The following is a 15,431-nucleotide window of genomic DNA, read 5'->3' on the forward strand; positions in this document are numbered from 1 at the left end:
TTAAGCCAATTTAGCGGGCTTAACCTCCGTGAAAACTTAATTTTGCTGAAGCAATTTTTTCCGGCTCCATTTTTTAATTAGTACCCCATGCTTGGGCGAGAAGAATAACGCAACGATAAATAGTACGCCTGTCACAGCCACCATCGTTCCACCAATGGATGCATCTAGAAGGTAAGCAACGTAATACCCGAGCAGCGAACTGACAATACTTAAGACGATACTAATGATAATCATCCTGCTCAATTTATCGGTTAATAAATAGGCAGTTGCTGCCGGAACAATAATCATCCCTACCACCAAGATTGCTCCTACGCTTTCAAAAGAAGCAACAGTTGAGATTGAAACTAAGCTCATTAATAAATAATGGAAAAACACAACCGGAATTCCTAACGAAGCGGCAAGCGCCGGGTCAAACGTGCTGATTTTAAACTGTTTATAAAACAGGCTAATGACGACAATATTTAGGAGAAAGCTTGCTCCTACGCCCCAAACGGCTTTTGGTCCGATACTAGTCTCGCCAATATGCAGCGTATCCCACGGGGCATAAGCGATTTCTCCATATAACACACAGTCTAGATCTAAATCTACCTGCCTTGTGTACAAACTAATTAACACAACCCCAACCGCAAATAATGCGGTAAAGACGACGCCAATCGATGCATCTGCCTGGACACCGCTGTTTTGAAACATCTGAATCAGAAAAACGGTGACTAGTCCGATGGCGGCAGCTCCAAACATCATCACTAGCGATTCCCTTGAGCCGCTAATTAAAAACGCAATCACAATCCCCGGTAAGACGGAATGGCTGATCGCATCGCCAATCATCGACATTTTTCTTAATACGAGAAAACATCCTAAAATACTGCAGGATGACCCAACTAGTGCTCCAATTAAGATGATCCAAAAGTGATTCATAAGGATTTCTCCTTTACTTGCTGGTTAGTAAATGTTTTATGTTCATTCTTGACGGAAAATCGTAATCTAGTTTTTGCTAACACGCCGCGATTTGGAGCAACGAGGACTGATATAACAAATAGAACTGTTGCTGATAAGACAATCAGCGGACCTGTTGGCAGATTATTCACCATGGAACTAACCACGGTACCGGCAAAGCCGCTGAAAGCTCCAAACAATCCCGCAAGGATGACCATTACATGCAGCTTCTCGGTCCAATACCTGGCTGCAACCGCCGGAGTGATCAATAGTGCGGCCATTAAGACGACACCCACCGCCTGAATCCCGATGACAACTGCGGTCACAATCAGCAGCATCATAAATTGATCTAATAATACAGTGGGCATTCCAATCCCTTTTGCAAAGCCGGAGTCAAAGGAGAGGAGTTTAAATTCTTTAAAAAACAAGAAACATAGGGCCACAAGAACAGCACTAATCCCTGCAATCGTGTAAACATCTAGTTTAACCATCGAGGCAGCATGGCCAAACAGAAATTTATCTAACCCACTTTGATTGCCGCTATTACTATGTTGGATTTGTGTTAAGAGGACAATACCAACCCCAAAAAACACGGTTAATATAATCCCTAGCGCCGAGTCTTGTTTAATGCGCGAATTCCTCGTAATATAGCCAATTGCGACCGTTGCCAAAATCCCGGCAATGATGGCACCGATGAGAAAGAAGAAGATTGACTTTGTCCCCGTAACCATATAGGCAAGACACACACCGGGAAGAGCAGCATGGGATAAGGCATCGCCCATTAAGGATTGTTTTCGTAAATAGGCAAAACTTCCAATCACGCCGCTGGAGAGTCCTAGAAGCATCGATCCCATTAATATCCATTGGGTATTAGGATCTGAAAATAGCGAAAGCCAATTCATATCATCACCTCGGACTGACAATGATGGGAGAGGTATTCGAATCAAGCATGGTTAAGCTCCCACCATATGTCTTCTGTAAATAATCCCTTGTAAACAGCTCTTCCGTAGGACCGATTCCAACTAGTTTGACATTTAACAGCATGATCCAATCAAAGTATTCTTTTACCGTATTTAAATCGTGATGGACAACGAGAACGGTTTTTCCTTGGCTTTTTAACTTCATTAGCAGCGCGATAATCGCTTTTTCTGTCGCTGCATCCACTCCGACAAACGGCTCATCCATGAAATATAGTTCCGCATCCTGTGCAAGTGCTCTTGCTAAAAAGACACGCTGCTGCTGTCCGCCGGAGAGCTGACTAATTTGGCGATGGACATACTTACTCATGCCAACTTGATCTAAACATTCCAAGGCATATTCTTTATCTTTTTTATCGGGACGCTTAAACCACCCTAAATGCCCATATCTCCCCATCATTACCACATCCAGAGCATCCGTTGGAAAATCCCAATCGACCGATTCCCTCTGTGGAACATAGCCCACTCGTTTTCTTGTATTTTTATAAGAATCGCCAAAAATTTCTACTTTCCCAGTAATGGACGGGATTAATTCTAATATCGCTTTAATCAGCGTCGATTTTCCTGCCCCGTTCGGCCCAATAATTCCTATCAGTTTCCCTTCTGGAACACGAAACGAAATATCCTCTAATACTGGTTTTTTCTGATAGGCAACCGTTAAATTCTTTACCGTAAGAGGGAACGTCATCCATAACCATCTCCTTTTATTTCAATGCACTCACAATCGTATCGACATTATGTCTAACCATACCAATATAGGTCCCTTCCTCCGTTCCTTCTTCTCCCATTGCATCGGAAAAGAGCTCGCCGCCAATAGTTACTTCGTGTCCTTTTTCTTTTGCCCCTTCGATTACCGCTTCGATCGCTTTTTTCGGAACGCTTGATTCCACAAATACGGCTTTAATTTTATTTTTGACTAGATAGTCTCGTAGTTCACTAACATCCTTTGAGCCATATTCGGAAGCCGTACTAATGCCTTGCAATCCCATCACTTTAATATCGTATGCCTCGCCAAAATATCCGAAGGCATCATGCGCAGTCACTAAGACGCGAGTCTGTTCTGGAATTGTGGCAATTTGTGCTGTTACGTATTCATCAAGCTCTCTCAATTTCTCCATATACTTTTCAGCGTTTTGTTTATAGTCGTCTGCGTGTTTAGGATCAAATTTAGACAGTTCCTCCCCGACCGCTTCGGTTGCGGAAATCCAATGCTTCACATTAAACCAAATGTGGGGATCAACGCTTTTGGATCCGTCCTTTGTCGTATGAAGTTTTTCTTCGGAAATATTTTTCGAGACAGCAATGGTGGGCTTTTTCTTGGCCATCTTTTCAAAAATATCCACCATTTTCCCTTCTAAATGCAGCCCATTGTAAAAAATCATATCGGCAGTATCCAACTTCTTAATGTCACCTTGTGAGGCTTTATAAAGATGCGGATCTACTCCGGATTTCATTAACCCTGTTGTCTCTACATGCTCTCCACCGACATTTTTTACGATGTCATTAATCATTCCAATGGTTGTAGTTACACGTATTTTCCCGGTTTCCGTCCCATCCTTTGATACGTCTGCAGCGGAACAGCCTACTAATGAAACTATTAAGACAAGCCCTATCAGCGCCCACTTTTTTATCGTCTGAATCAAAATCAAACCCTCCAATTCTAGTATTAATACAATACTTTTATCCCATGCCACTTTTTTTATATTACGTAAATTATTTTTCCCTAATGCAACTTTTATGTTAACCTAAACTTAAGATAAGGTCAACAGAAAACATACAAAATATTTCGACATTAATAAATGCGCAAGCACCCTGTGCCAGCGCGTTGAATCCACCAGTCCCCCTTCGATCAATGGAACAGAAATGAAAAGAAGCAAGAGGAAAGGTCCTCTTGCTTCTTTATTTCTGATGATAGTTGTATTTAGAACGATCGACTGAAACAAAACCTTCTGGATTGTAGAAACGTAATAAATCTCCATTTACTACTCGATCTGATAACGATAATTTTTCCTCGGCCATATTCCGAACTTTCTCAGCCTTTGCTAACTTGTCAATTCCTAATTCCATTCCCGTCGTTGAATCATAGAATTTTCCATCAATGGATGTGATGGTTGAACTGACAAAATCACCATTTCGGAAAGGAATAAGATCATCATGCTGTTTAGAAAACAAGTCTGTACCAAATTGGACATACTCTTTCGTATCAATTCCTAACAAGTGAAGCAGTGTTGGAAGAAGATCAATTTGCCCGCCGTATTCATGGTTCACGCCGCCAGCTAATCCTGGCACGCGAATAAATAACGGTACTCGCTGCAAGCCAGTGCTTTCAAAAGGGGTAATTTCTTTCCCTAGAACTTGCTCCATTTGCTTATTATTATCTTTTGAAATTCCATAATGGTCACCGTACATAATAATAATCGTATGATCTAATAATCCAGCTTTCTCCAATGATGCAAAAAACTGCTTTAACGCTTCGTCGGCATAGCGGGCAGTCTGAAAGTACGAGTCGACAGATGAGACACCAGTGGTATGTGGAGCAATCGACACATCTCTTTTATCAATTGGGAACGGAAAATGATTCGTAACTGTTATAAACTTGGTATAAAATGGCTGAGGCAATGATTCTAAAAGCGGCATCGATTCCTTTAAAAACGGCTTATCCATAAGCCCATATTGTGCCAGGTCCTCAGGATCCATTTGATAGTAACTTGAATCAAAGAACTTATCATATCCAAACGATTTATAAATTTCATCGCGATTCCAGAAACTCCCGGAATTCCCATGGAAGACTGCAGATGTATAGCCATGGCTTCCTAAAATGGCAGGAGCCGCTTGGTACGTGTTTAAACTTTTTGTCATAAAAGCAGAACCTTGGGGTAATCCATATAATGAATTTTCCAACATAAATTCAGCATCAGACGTTTTCCCATGTGCCGTCTGATGGAAGAAATTATCAAAATAAACGGTATTTTTATCCTTCGTCATTGAATTTAGAAATGGAGTTACTTCTTCTCCATGTAATTTGTAATCAATAAGGAAGTTTTGGAACGACTCAAGATGGAAATAAACGACGTTCATTCCCTTTCCGAGACCAAAGTAATCAGGATTTGGTTTAGCATAATTTGATTTCGTATAATTATTGATTTCTGTAATATCGTCGCTATTTGCCATTACCCTTTGTGCTGATGCTTGCGTACTTTGAACTGCATCATAAATGGTGTAATTGTACAACCCTAAATATTTGACAATATAATTCCGATCAAATCCTCTTGTTAATAATTCAGGTCGATCGATTTCCGCTAAACCTAAATTGGCACAAGAAATCGCCAATGAAAGTGAAAATAGCGCACCTACCTTTCGACGATGCACATCTCTAACTTCGATTGTTATAAAGCGAGATGCTAGTAATGCCAGCAACAGAAAGAAATCAATGAAGAATAAAAAGTCATAAGGTTTTAATAAGGAAACGACACTGCCGCCAATTTCGCCAGCATTTTTTGTTTGAGTTAGCGTCGGTAACGTAATGAAGTCATTAAAAAAGCGATAATACAAAATATTACTATACAAAAGAACAGATAAAAAGAAATAAATGACCATTAGCCAACTATACTTTTTTCGTCCTTTAAAAAAGAGAGCAAGTCCTAAAAAAAGAATGGACGATCCCAAAGGATTGATAAATAATAGAAAGTGCTGAAATGGTCCTTCCACCCCTAATCTAAACTGCGTTATTTGGGCTATGTATGTCTTCATCCAAATAAGGAATACAGCCATATAGAAAAAGGCAAAATATCTCGTAAACATACTTTGACCCTTTTGTAATAGGTTATTCACGTTTCTTCCCTCCACCAACCAGGTAATATACTATTTTTCTATTTTCATTATACAATTTGTACCATCATTAAAGAAATGTGTTCCCCACTCCACGAATACTCTTAGCCCTTATCCGGCTCTGATCGTAGCTTCAGTGTTTTTTTCACCTTCTGTATATCAAACATATTTTTTTTGGCCATTAAAAGATAACAAATGGCTGAAGGAATAAGAAAAATTTGAAGGACCGATAAGGTTATTATATAAGAAGTTGGTCCATGATAGCGAGTCGAAATCATGCCGAGCACTAAACCGACTCCTACGTTTCCAATTGTTCTGCCTAAACTATTGAAAAGATTGGCGATGCTAAAAGCTGTCCCACGATGCTCTGGTAAATTCACATCGGTAATAAGTGCGAGCCAGTTTGGTGTGTTTGCAGATTGTGCAGCCGAAGCAAAAAAAGACAAAACAAACAATAAAGCCATCCATGGGTTCGTGAATAGCTGACCCATTAAACTAACGAAAATACTTAAAGCATTATTGTCATGTGGGAGAACCAGATTGTTCATAGGAATCATAAACATTAGTATGTATAGGGGCATCGTAAGAAATACAAAGAATGAGGTTAACATTGCCCTTCCTTTATACGTTTTCTTTTGAAATCTGTCGCCAAGGTGACCAAAGTAAACCGATGTCATTCCTCCAATTTGAAATATGGCATATAGGTAACCCGAAGCAATCATCGAGGTCTCTACACTGTATCCCAGTTGTTGAATTTTGAATATATATAAGGTTGGGAGCCATATGAGACTGCCTGTTGCAATATTCATAAAAAGTGCCTGCAAGAAAAGATACACATTACTTCCTTTTAATAAAATCGGTACAATTTGCTTTGCTTCGATAACGTAATGATAGGACTGATTATTTTCCATGAGACCTTTCAGTTCAGGATCTGCTCCTCCCCTTTCAGGTTCTTTTACAAAAAGGTATAAAATAATCAGAAAAAAGCCTACAAAACCGACGATTTCAAAAGGCCATCTCCAACTTGTGTGGGTTGCAGTTAAAGATGCCAAAAGAGCTCCTCCAATTCCTCCTAAGCCTTGGGCCATGCCCCAAAGGCTCAAAATCATCCCGCGTTTCTCATATGGAATAGAATCAGTTAATACACTAAAGCCAATAGAGGCAATACATCCTAAACCTACTCCGGTTAAAATTTGATAAAAGAGAAGCTCTACATAACTCTGGCTAATCGAGGTCAAAAATACGGAGACAACCCAAATCAACGTTCCGATGATAATCAATTTTTTACGTTTGAATTTTCCTGATAGATATCCCCAAAAAACGGAAGAAACAGCTGTAACTAGGATATTCACAGCTGAAATCGTCCCCAATTTAGCAATTTTCACATGCAGATCGTCAGCAATATACTGAAATAATGGCGGAAATAAACCGACGATGATATTATCAAATGCAGCCAAGGCAATAAATACAAATATGGTGAATACCATTTGAGGATTCGTACTTTTCAAAAAAAAGAACACACCTTTATCTAGTAAGATGAACTGGTACTATTTTAACATTTAGTTATAATAAGTACATTTTTATACGGATTAAGCAAGCTGCAGCTTCCACTCAAAACGATTTTCCACTTCTAACATAAATTGGATGATTTCTTCTGCAGCTTGAGAGTTGATAAACTTTCTTTGGCAATGGATAATATGATTCAGCTTTTCAGCATCATTTTCAAGTAATTGGTTGATTTTAGCTTCAATCTGGCTTGGATCTTTACAGATCACACCCAAATTTAATTTTTCAGCAAAGGTTGGATTGTCTTGTTCTTGACCAGGTAATGCACCTGTGATCATAATCGGAGTATTGGAAGCGAACGCCTCAAACATAACATTTGGACTTCCTCTTGTAAAAGCGATATCTGCCTGAAACATGAGATCTTGAATATCTTTAGTAAAACCGTAAATGTCCACTTTATTTCCATACTTGCTCTTAAGCGATTGCTCTAACTCTGCCTTTAACTTTGCATTTCTACCGGCCACAATTTTCACGGTACAATCAAATTGTTCAAACAGAATCTCAGCAATACTCTTCATATTCCCTACACCCTCACCACCGCTCATGATTAAGAAGTTTAATGGTGTACCAACACGATAATTCACTTTTTTATTTGTGCTATTTCTAAAAAATCTCGAGCGAACGGGGAATCCTGTAACTTTTATATTCTCAGCTGGTACCCCATACTCGATACACTTATCACGCGCTTCAATTGTGGGGCTTATAATATAATCAGCTCTCTTATCCGCCCAAAGTGGCGATATGTTCACAAGGTCGGCAATAAGCGTAATAAATGGAATTTTTATAAATTCCTTTTCCAAAATATTCAAAACGGAACCATTAAAATTTGGATGAACAGATAAAATCAAATCGGGTTTTTCTTCATCAAGTAATTTCAGGAAATTTTTTCTTATAAGCATTTCGATAAATTTGTCAATTAATTCTGGGTTATCAGCTGAATAGTTAAATACCTTCTCCCATAAATTTTCTGACCTTCTCGTGATCGGTCCGTAGGTTTTGCCGATACTTAATAGTGAGTGCCCACCCAACGAAAAGCCATCTACTACATGCACGTTAATTTCATGATCCATCCCAATCTTTTCACACAAGGATTCTGTGATGCTTTTATGGCCATGTCCGGTGTTATCAGAAGAAATAATTAATATTTTTTTAGTCATATAAAAGACCCTTTCTTAACATTGTTAATCCTTATCAAACTGATGTAAAAAAATTAGCTGGGGATACGCACACACACCGTTCTTAGACCATCTACTCATTTCTAAACGTGACAGGTACCCTGATACCATTGTACCACTTTCCTTGTTAATTCTTCCCTTATTAATAATTTCTTAATAATATATTAATGGTTTCATGTAAGAAAGCTACTATTTTTTTAAAAGGTAAAAGAGGGGTGGTTCTCTTCTCTCACTTCTAAAATCCCCCAAAAGCAAAAGAAGAACCGTCCTTCCTTCATTGTGATTAGGTAATTTATCACACAAAAACTACTATCAGCCTATTATTTTATAATAATAATTTACTATTTTTTCTGATTTTACCAAATATTAATATTCTATTTAATCTATCTTTACAATGCTCCTATAACTTTATTTGTGACAGACACAAACCATATAGGAGATGATTGAAAATGAAAAAGAGTTTGATTGCTGGTCTTGCTTGTCTATCCATTGCTGTAACTACCACTGAACCTTGGGCCGTTTTAGCTGCTCCAGAAAAGAGGATAGTTACTGACAATGGGCAATCTACCTTACGTCCTATTACGTCTGATGTTGCAGTCATTGCCCATCGCGGTGCATCTGCATACGGGCCGGAGCATACTCTGGCAGCCTATAAGCAGGCAATGCAAATGAAAGCAGATTATGTGGAATTCGATTTACAAATGACGAAGGATGGCCACTTGATTGCCTTGCACGATGAAACGCTTGAAAGAACGACAAATGCAATGGAACTATATCCAGACCGGGCACCATGGCGAGTGAAAGATTTTACACTGGATGAAATTAAACGTCTCGATGCAGGTTCATGGTTTAATGCAAAATTTCCGAACCTGGCGAAAAAAGAATATGTCGGACAGCCTGTACCAACACTTGAAGAAGCGATTAAATTTGTTAAACAAAAAGGAAATGGAAAAGTTGGCCTTTATATGGAAACAAAAGCACCAAATGTCTACCCTGGAATGGAAGAAAAGTTGATTGAAATCTTGAAAAAAACGAATGTGCTGAATGACAATCATCTTATTCTCGAATCATTCAGTGAGGAAAGCCTTCGCAAATTGAAAACCATGGCGCCAAACGTAAAGCTAATTCAACTTTACACGGCCGCTATGCTGAAAGGGAAGGATGTCTATCAGGAATTCAAGCGCATCTCTGAATACGCAGCCGGAGTAGGCCCTAGTAAAGAACTTGTTGTTCCAGCATTTATGGAAGCCGCACATCAGAATCAACTTCTTGTCCATCCATGGACGGTCAATTCACAGGACGATTTGGCAGCCCTTCTTTCACTTGGTGTTGATGGAGAATTCACAAATAACCCTGACCTATTAGCGGATTTACTAAATAAGCCGTTTATTTCACATGGTGTAGCGAGCGGGGATGTAACCGATTCTTCAGCCGTATTATGGGCACGTGCAAACGGACCTGCCAATATTCAATTTGAGGTTTCATCGGACCCCAGCTTTAAACACCGTTCCATCGTCAAAACCAGTCATGCAGATGCAAAGCATGATTTTACAGTAAACGTACCTGTCAACGGATTAAAGCCTGATACTGCCTATTATTATCGCGCACATACTGTTTCAAGCAAATATACCGTGAACGGTTCATTCAAAACAGCGCCAGAACAAAACAGTCTAAAACCAATGACAATGGTTTGGGGCGGAGATACTGGCGGTCAGGGAGAGATTCCACCATATAAAACTTTTCAGGCAATGTCAGCCTTAAATCCGGATTTCTTCCTGTTCAGCGGGGATACCATTTATGCTGATAATAAGACACCGGCTGTTCCTAATCCTCCATCCGAAACCGTACAGGATTTTTGGGCAAAATATAAGGAGAACCGAACAGATGCGGGATTACGCAGTCTTTTACAAAAAACTGCTACCTTTTCTATCTGGGATGACCATGAAGTAACCAATGACTTTTCAGGCCCATCTGAATCGTTAACTCCGACCGGTTTACGTGCATTCAAGGATTATTGGCCAATTTCGGGAGAACGCAGTTCAGCGGACAAGCTTTACAACAAATATTCTTGGGGTAATACCGTTGATATGATGATCCTTAACAACCGGGGTTACCGTGATTCGAACACCAAAGCGGATGGTCCGGATAAAACAATGCTCGGCGAAGAACAGTTGAAATGGCTTGAGCAGCAGCTTCTCGAGTCAGATGCTAAGGTTAAACTTGTAGCTACTTCTGTCCCAATCTCTGTTCCAACCGGAAAAGCAAATGCCAGGGATGGATGGGCAAATGGAAATCAAGTTAACCCAAATGATCCTACCGGGTATGAGAACGAGTTCAAAAAAATCTCTGATTTTATCGTGGAAAAAGGAATTAAGAACGTATTTTTCGTCACGACCGATGTCCATTTTGCCCAAGTCATCAAATATGATGCCAATCAAGACGGCAAAACCGATTATCACGAGCTGATCAGCGGTCCGATTGGGGCAGTAAAAATAAACCCTGGTACATTGGATCCCACCTTTGGCCCAGAGAGCATGTATGCGGAGGGTGATTTTTTCAACTTCGGTGTGTTCCAGGTAGATCCGGCAAATAAGCAAGCTACAGTGGAAATCCGCGATGAGAATGGAAAAATTCATTTCAGCCATGCTTTCCAACTTGAAGAGTAGGAGCTCCCTAATTTTATCAAGCATTATAGGGTGTCAGGCACCATGTGAAAAATTCACATGGTGCTGTTATTGTTTTACATGACTCCCCGACCCTCAGCTATTTCCTTTTGTTCCAAAATGAAAGGTAGAGTATGAAAAAGCTCAGGACCAACACTAGTTCCATTGAAAAGAGGTACCATGGCCACGGTCCGAGATAATCTAACAGGGAGGTGCTTTTTGGTTTTTTCATGATATACAGGTAATTTGCGCTCAGTAGCTTATTTAGGAAAAAGACACATACTGCATATAGATTCACAAGTAGAATGGCCACCCACATGGAACGAAAGGTGGGCCGATAGTGGAAGGCAGCCACCATAAACAAACATGCTAGCACGACTCCTCCATGTGAAACAAAAAATTCGATATATTGAAAATGTGGAAACGAAAACCTGCCAAGATCAGGTGTCAGGATGGCTTGAATAGAACTGCCCAGTCCCGCAAAATACATAAATCGAAAAAGTTTTTCGCTTCTCGTAAGCAACATGACTATGGCCAGTATGACAACCAGATCACTTAGGTGCAGCGGCAAATCTCTCCTTATAGACCAGGCATTTTCAATCACAAGCCAAAGATGTTCCAATACATCAGAAACTACTAAGAGAACCGCAAGAAAGAAACGAATAACCCTTCCCTTTTCCTCCTTTTCAAGCTCATTCCTCAAAAAAAATAGGAGAAGACATAGAATAAAAATAATCCCGATCGTCAAGAGGTGTTCCACTGAAAAGAGACGAAACGAATCAAGTTTTGAATGAAATTGAAAGTATGGTTGCATCTTAAATTACCCCATTAACTGAACTGACATTTTTGATGATTTCTTAGTTTAGGGCAAATTTAACCAAGAATATACCGATCTGCTGGACATAAGGATTGGAGTACCCCCAGAAATTATAAAGGAATTCCTAGGATTACATCGAATTAAGAGATAGAAGAAAATATGTTTATATTTGAGGAGGTTTTAGAGGATTGTTAGATGTTTTAAAGCAACAATATCGTTTCATTAAGGAGACTAGAAAAGCATTATTTTCTTTTTTAGAAGAGATTCCATTGCAAGAGCTGCATACGAGAGTTCCTAATTTCGGAAGCGGCAGTATTATACGGACACATTTTCACGTCGCAGACTGTTATCGATACTGGCTCGGGTCCTTTGCATTTAAACAGAAGCGTGCCGACTTTTCTTTCACAACTGAGAATGAAATTGAGCATGCCGATATCCAAAAAGTTCGCGATAGATTTGCTTTAGCAGACGAGGCAGTTGACAAGTTTTTGGCTGAATTTCATTCGCGCTGGTTCGAAAATATAGCCAATGAAGTGAAGTGGCAAGATGAACCATGGGGTACAACTCCGCTATGGCTTTTAACCCATACCGAAACACATGAATTTCATCATAAAGGACAAATTGTTACGATGGCAAGGCACTTGGGCTACAGCCCTCCTAATACAGACCTTGTTTAATTGGGTGGGACAAGGGAAAGAAACCTTGTCCCTTCGCCAAATGAAAACCTGTCAAGATCAGTTGGCAGGTTTTTTTTAGTTTAGAGCAATATTATCCAAGACTTAACCTATTTGTCGGGAACACCTACCTAAAGCGAAAAATCGGACGCAAGTCGTTGCCTCTGCTTTTCGACTAGGTTTATTAAATTTATTCCCTACAATTGTATGGAATCTTTTCATCAGGTCGTGACAGGCTCGGAAAAGCGAAAAGAAGCAAGAGAAACGTCCCCTTGCTTCTTTAATTCATCTGTACATAAAATCATTTTTCCGATATACTAATCACCTTATGGATGAAATAGTATGATTTACATGTTCATACGCTTTTTCGAATTCGACTGCTAGATCAACATCTAAAGCTGTTACACCTTTTTCAGCCCAGGAGCTTAGCGAGACAATAACAGCTTTATATTGAACGTTGATAAATGGATGATGTTTGTTTGCTTCAGCAATTTGGCCGATTTCTAAAACAAACTGTATTCCTTGCAGGTAATCTTTAAACATATATTTCCTTTCGATCCATTTATCGTTTTTTATCTTCCAGTTTTGAAGTTTTTTACCTTCCAATTGAAGTTCTAAAGGAGTCAATGCTGTTAACATCTTTGACTTTCCTCTTGAATCGGAAGTAACGATAATCCATTTTTGATAAGACGTTGAAGTTCTTTTGTTGTGCTGAGACGAAGCAATTCTTGATGGACCTGTTCTGTTTCCATTGTTTGCACACAATGCTCACAGAACAATTCCAGAATTTCCAAGCGAAGCAGCCATTCTTTTGGATAAGTGCTTCTCAACACTTGAAGAACGTTTTGAACAGTCACCATACTATTTTCATCCAGTGACTCTTTTTCACGAATTTCTCTGATTGTTTGGTACAGATTTTCTAGTTCTGTTAACTGTCTTGGTTCTGTTGCAGCCTTTTTAGGTATTTCTTCTACACCGAAGAATGCTTCTGCATCGGCAGCGCCTGGAAATGCAGAAGTAACGGCTGATCCTACCGCCATGTCGAACGTTCCCCACTTTTCCTCAAATAACACTTGATCCCCTAATGTGACTTTGCAGCTTTCGAAGGAAATGAGATTTAGTTTGTTGTTGTTTCGGATTATAGTAGAGACCCTACCCGTTACTTGCATGCCGCTCTTAAAAGCCAAAGTCGATTTACGACCTTTTTCAATTCCTAAGGTCTGCAGGTCTTCTTCGGTACATTCTTCAAGGGAGATGTCCTCTTCTAATAAACCAATTGGAGTGCCAAAACCGCTGTAATGAGTAGTTTTCGAATGTCCTGGAAGTTCCTTATCATTAATAGCCAAAGCTGTAGGTCCTGCTGTTTTCACGTAAATGGCTTCTCCATCTGGATCTTTTAGCATCTTTTCGATCGTACCTGTAATTTGTAATCCGGAGTTCAGGACAAATGTCGACGTATTACCTGATTGGAGCGCTTTATCTAAGCTCTCCGTTCCACCTTTTCGAAAGGCCATTGAATTGGCAAACTCTTCGATAGCCTCTGTCAATTGATCAAAACTCTCGCAAACAAATAATTGAGGCTGCATCGTCGTTACATCGTAGCTGGTCTGAATACAGGACTCAATAGAAAAAGGAAGTTTTACTACCTTATCAGACAGGCAATGCTTGCTTTCTCCGACAGACGATAAAAGTCCAGCACCGTATATTTGCGGGTTTTCCAACGTTCCAATTAAGCCGTACTCCACTGTCCACCAGAAAATCCGAGAGATTTGATCTGCTTCTGACATCCCTTTCACCACTTTTTTCCTTTCGCTTAGCAATCGTTTTGCTTCTTCAATTTGTTGCGGTGTGGAATGGCGATCTTCCATGACAATCGAAAGATTTCTTACCGCCTCAAATACTTCATGTTTTTCTTTTGTCGCAAATGCTTTGGCACCAATTTTTCCAAATCGTTTGACGTATGAAGCATATTTAGAATCAAATAATATTGGGGCATGACCGACGGATTCGTGGATAATATCCGGTGCCGGTGTATATTCGATGTTTTCTACTTTTCGAATAGCCACGGCAATTGGCAAAATACCATGCGCTTGAAAATCATAAAATGCAACACCTGGAATTAATCCATCTACAATCGCAGCGCCCCAGCCAATTTTTGAAAGATGCTCGTTCATGTCTGATACATTCGGAATAGCCTCTGTGTCAATCCCTGATGCGCGGAGACCTTCCATATATGCCGGATGTGCCGTATCCTTTAGGGCATGATGATTTTGTCTCATCACATATCGCCAAACCGCATGATCAATGGGTGTGTACTCTTCGTAGTGCTGCTCGGAGACAAATTGTCTCAAATGAGCTGGAATCTGTTTTGTGGATTTTGATTGTTGGTTCATACTAGATTACATCCTTTCTATCTTTTCAATGTTGTTGTGAATTCTTTTAACAGGGTAAACGAATTCTGCATTTCATCTTTGTTCCTCCTTCCAGAACAAAAAGCGCAAGCGCCCTGTTCAGCGGCGTATGGCCTGGAGCGCTCCAACTGAGATAAAGGAAACACGGTGAGCTTCGCTGCCCGATGTTGACTTATCGCAGGGCGGAGAGCGAAGGACACTAGCCGCTAGGGCGCTGGAGCTGGATTCAAAAAACTAGGTCAAAGTAATCCACACATAAATGAATCAATAATTTCCTAGACCATAAAAAAAGTCCCTACTGGAATAAACCAGTAGGGACGAAAAAACTTCGCGGTACCACCCTAGTTGCGAGCATATGCTCACCACTTTATTCTAATAACGACTTTG

12 protein-coding genes and 1 other annotated feature (1 of these 13 only partly in view) are annotated in these 15,431 nt (G+C 40.0%); of the genes, 2 read left to right on the forward strand and 10 right to left on the reverse strand.

The features are described 5' to 3' along the window. Positions 1 to 36: 36 nt before the first annotated feature. The 7 genes from ACIQCO_RS05995 to ACIQCO_RS06025 all read right to left on the reverse strand — a co-directional run bounded on the left by ACIQCO_RS05995 (position 37) and on the right by ACIQCO_RS06025 (position 8,461). The gene (locus tag ACIQCO_RS05995; RefSeq protein WP_400426746.1) at positions 37 to 915 is read right to left on the reverse strand and encodes a metal ABC transporter permease; all 879 of its coding nucleotides are present in this window, start codon (positions 913 to 915) and stop codon (positions 37 to 39) included. Beyond that, a complete protein-coding gene (locus ACIQCO_RS06000; RefSeq protein WP_400426747.1) occupies positions 912 to 1,835 on the reverse strand; it encodes a metal ABC transporter permease in 924 nt (307 codons plus the stop codon). The genes ACIQCO_RS05995 and ACIQCO_RS06000 overlap by 4 nt, the downstream gene beginning before the upstream one ends. Before the next feature lie 4 nt (positions 1,836 to 1,839). Beyond that, entirely contained in the window at positions 1,840 to 2,598 is a 759-nt protein-coding gene (locus ACIQCO_RS06005; RefSeq protein WP_400426748.1) for a metal ABC transporter ATP-binding protein, read from the reverse strand. 16 nt (positions 2,599 to 2,614) lie between these two features. Further along, positions 2,615 to 3,553: a metal ABC transporter solute-binding protein, Zn/Mn family gene (locus tag ACIQCO_RS06010; protein ID WP_400426749.1), complete on the reverse strand. Its 939-nt coding sequence runs from the start codon at positions 3,551 to 3,553 to the stop codon at positions 2,615 to 2,617. 256 nt (positions 3,554 to 3,809) lie between these two features. Then, complete coding sequence (gene ltaS / locus ACIQCO_RS06015) at positions 3,810 to 5,741, reverse strand: lipoteichoic acid synthase (RefSeq protein ID WP_400426750.1); 1,932 nt, start codon at positions 5,739 to 5,741, stop codon at positions 3,810 to 3,812. Between the two features lie 101 nt (positions 5,742 to 5,842). Beyond that, a complete protein-coding gene (locus ACIQCO_RS06020) occupies positions 5,843 to 7,246 on the reverse strand; it encodes an MFS transporter (RefSeq protein ID WP_400426752.1) in 1,404 nt (467 codons plus the stop codon). A gap of 81 nt (positions 7,247 to 7,327) precedes the next feature. Then, positions 7,328 to 8,461, reverse strand: coding sequence for an MGDG synthase family glycosyltransferase (locus ACIQCO_RS06025; protein WP_400426753.1), 1,134 nt, complete (start codon positions 8,459 to 8,461; stop codon positions 7,328 to 7,330). Positions 8,462 to 8,928: 467 nt separating this feature from the next. Here ACIQCO_RS06025 and ACIQCO_RS06030 point away from each other — a divergent pair, with 467 nt between their 5' ends. Then, positions 8,929 to 11,145 (forward strand): glycerophosphodiester phosphodiesterase family protein, encoded by a 2,217-nt coding sequence (locus tag ACIQCO_RS06030; protein ID WP_400426754.1) that lies wholly within the window; start codon positions 8,929 to 8,931, stop codon positions 11,143 to 11,145. Positions 11,146 to 11,242: 97 nt separating this feature from the next. Here ACIQCO_RS06030 and ACIQCO_RS06035 read toward each other — a convergent pair whose 3' ends face one another. After that, positions 11,243 to 11,956, reverse strand: a complete 714-nt coding sequence (locus ACIQCO_RS06035) for a YwaF family protein (RefSeq protein WP_400426755.1) — start codon at positions 11,954 to 11,956, stop codon at positions 11,243 to 11,245. 191 nt (positions 11,957 to 12,147) lie between these two features. On the opposite strand from ACIQCO_RS06035, the gene ACIQCO_RS06040 reads away from it, so the two are divergent. Further along, the gene (locus tag ACIQCO_RS06040) at positions 12,148 to 12,636 is read left to right on the forward strand and encodes a DinB family protein (protein WP_400426757.1); all 489 of its coding nucleotides are present in this window, start codon (positions 12,148 to 12,150) and stop codon (positions 12,634 to 12,636) included. A gap of 318 nt (positions 12,637 to 12,954) precedes the next feature. Here the strand turns inward: ACIQCO_RS06040 and ACIQCO_RS06045 are convergent, their stop codons facing one another. Then, a complete protein-coding gene (locus ACIQCO_RS06045; RefSeq protein ID WP_400426758.1) occupies positions 12,955 to 13,272 on the reverse strand; it encodes a 4a-hydroxytetrahydrobiopterin dehydratase in 318 nt (105 codons plus the stop codon). After that, a complete protein-coding gene (locus ACIQCO_RS06050) occupies positions 13,266 to 15,026 on the reverse strand; it encodes an aromatic amino acid hydroxylase (protein ID WP_400426759.1) in 1,761 nt (586 codons plus the stop codon). The genes ACIQCO_RS06045 and ACIQCO_RS06050 overlap by 7 nt, the downstream gene beginning before the upstream one ends. A 328-nt stretch (positions 15,027 to 15,354) precedes the next feature. After that, positions 15,355 to 15,431: a binding site (T-box leader), on the reverse strand (it continues 255 nt past the right edge of the window).

Source organism: Neobacillus sp. NPDC093127 (genome assembly GCF_044754175.1).
GTDB lineage: Bacteria > Bacillota > Bacilli > Bacillales > Cytobacillaceae > Neobacillus.

Coding starts and splice junctions, on each gene's coding strand:
- ACIQCO_RS05995 (WP_400426746.1), bottom strand. CDS start 915: ATGAATCACTTTTGGATCATCTTAATTGGAGCACTAGTTGGGTCATCC.
- ACIQCO_RS06000 (WP_400426747.1), bottom strand. CDS start 1,835: ATGAATTGGCTTTCGCTATTTTCAGATCCTAATACCCAATGGATATTA.
- ACIQCO_RS06005 (WP_400426748.1), bottom strand. CDS start 2,598: ATGACGTTCCCTCTTACGGTAAAGAATTTAACGGTTGCCTATCAGAAA.
- ACIQCO_RS06025 (WP_400426753.1), bottom strand. CDS start 8,461: ATGACTAAAAAAATATTAATTATTTCTTCTGATAACACCGGACATGGC.
- ACIQCO_RS06030 (WP_400426754.1), top strand. CDS start 8,929: ATGAAAAAGAGTTTGATTGCTGGTCTTGCTTGTCTATCCATTGCTGTA.
- ACIQCO_RS06035 (WP_400426755.1), bottom strand. CDS start 11,956: ATGCAACCATACTTTCAATTTCATTCAAAACTTGATTCGTTTCGTCTC.
- ACIQCO_RS06045 (WP_400426758.1), bottom strand. CDS start 13,272: ATGTTAACAGCATTGACTCCTTTAGAACTTCAATTGGAAGGTAAAAAA.
- ACIQCO_RS06050 (WP_400426759.1), bottom strand. CDS start 15,026: ATGAACCAACAATCAAAATCCACAAAACAGATTCCAGCTCATTTGAGA.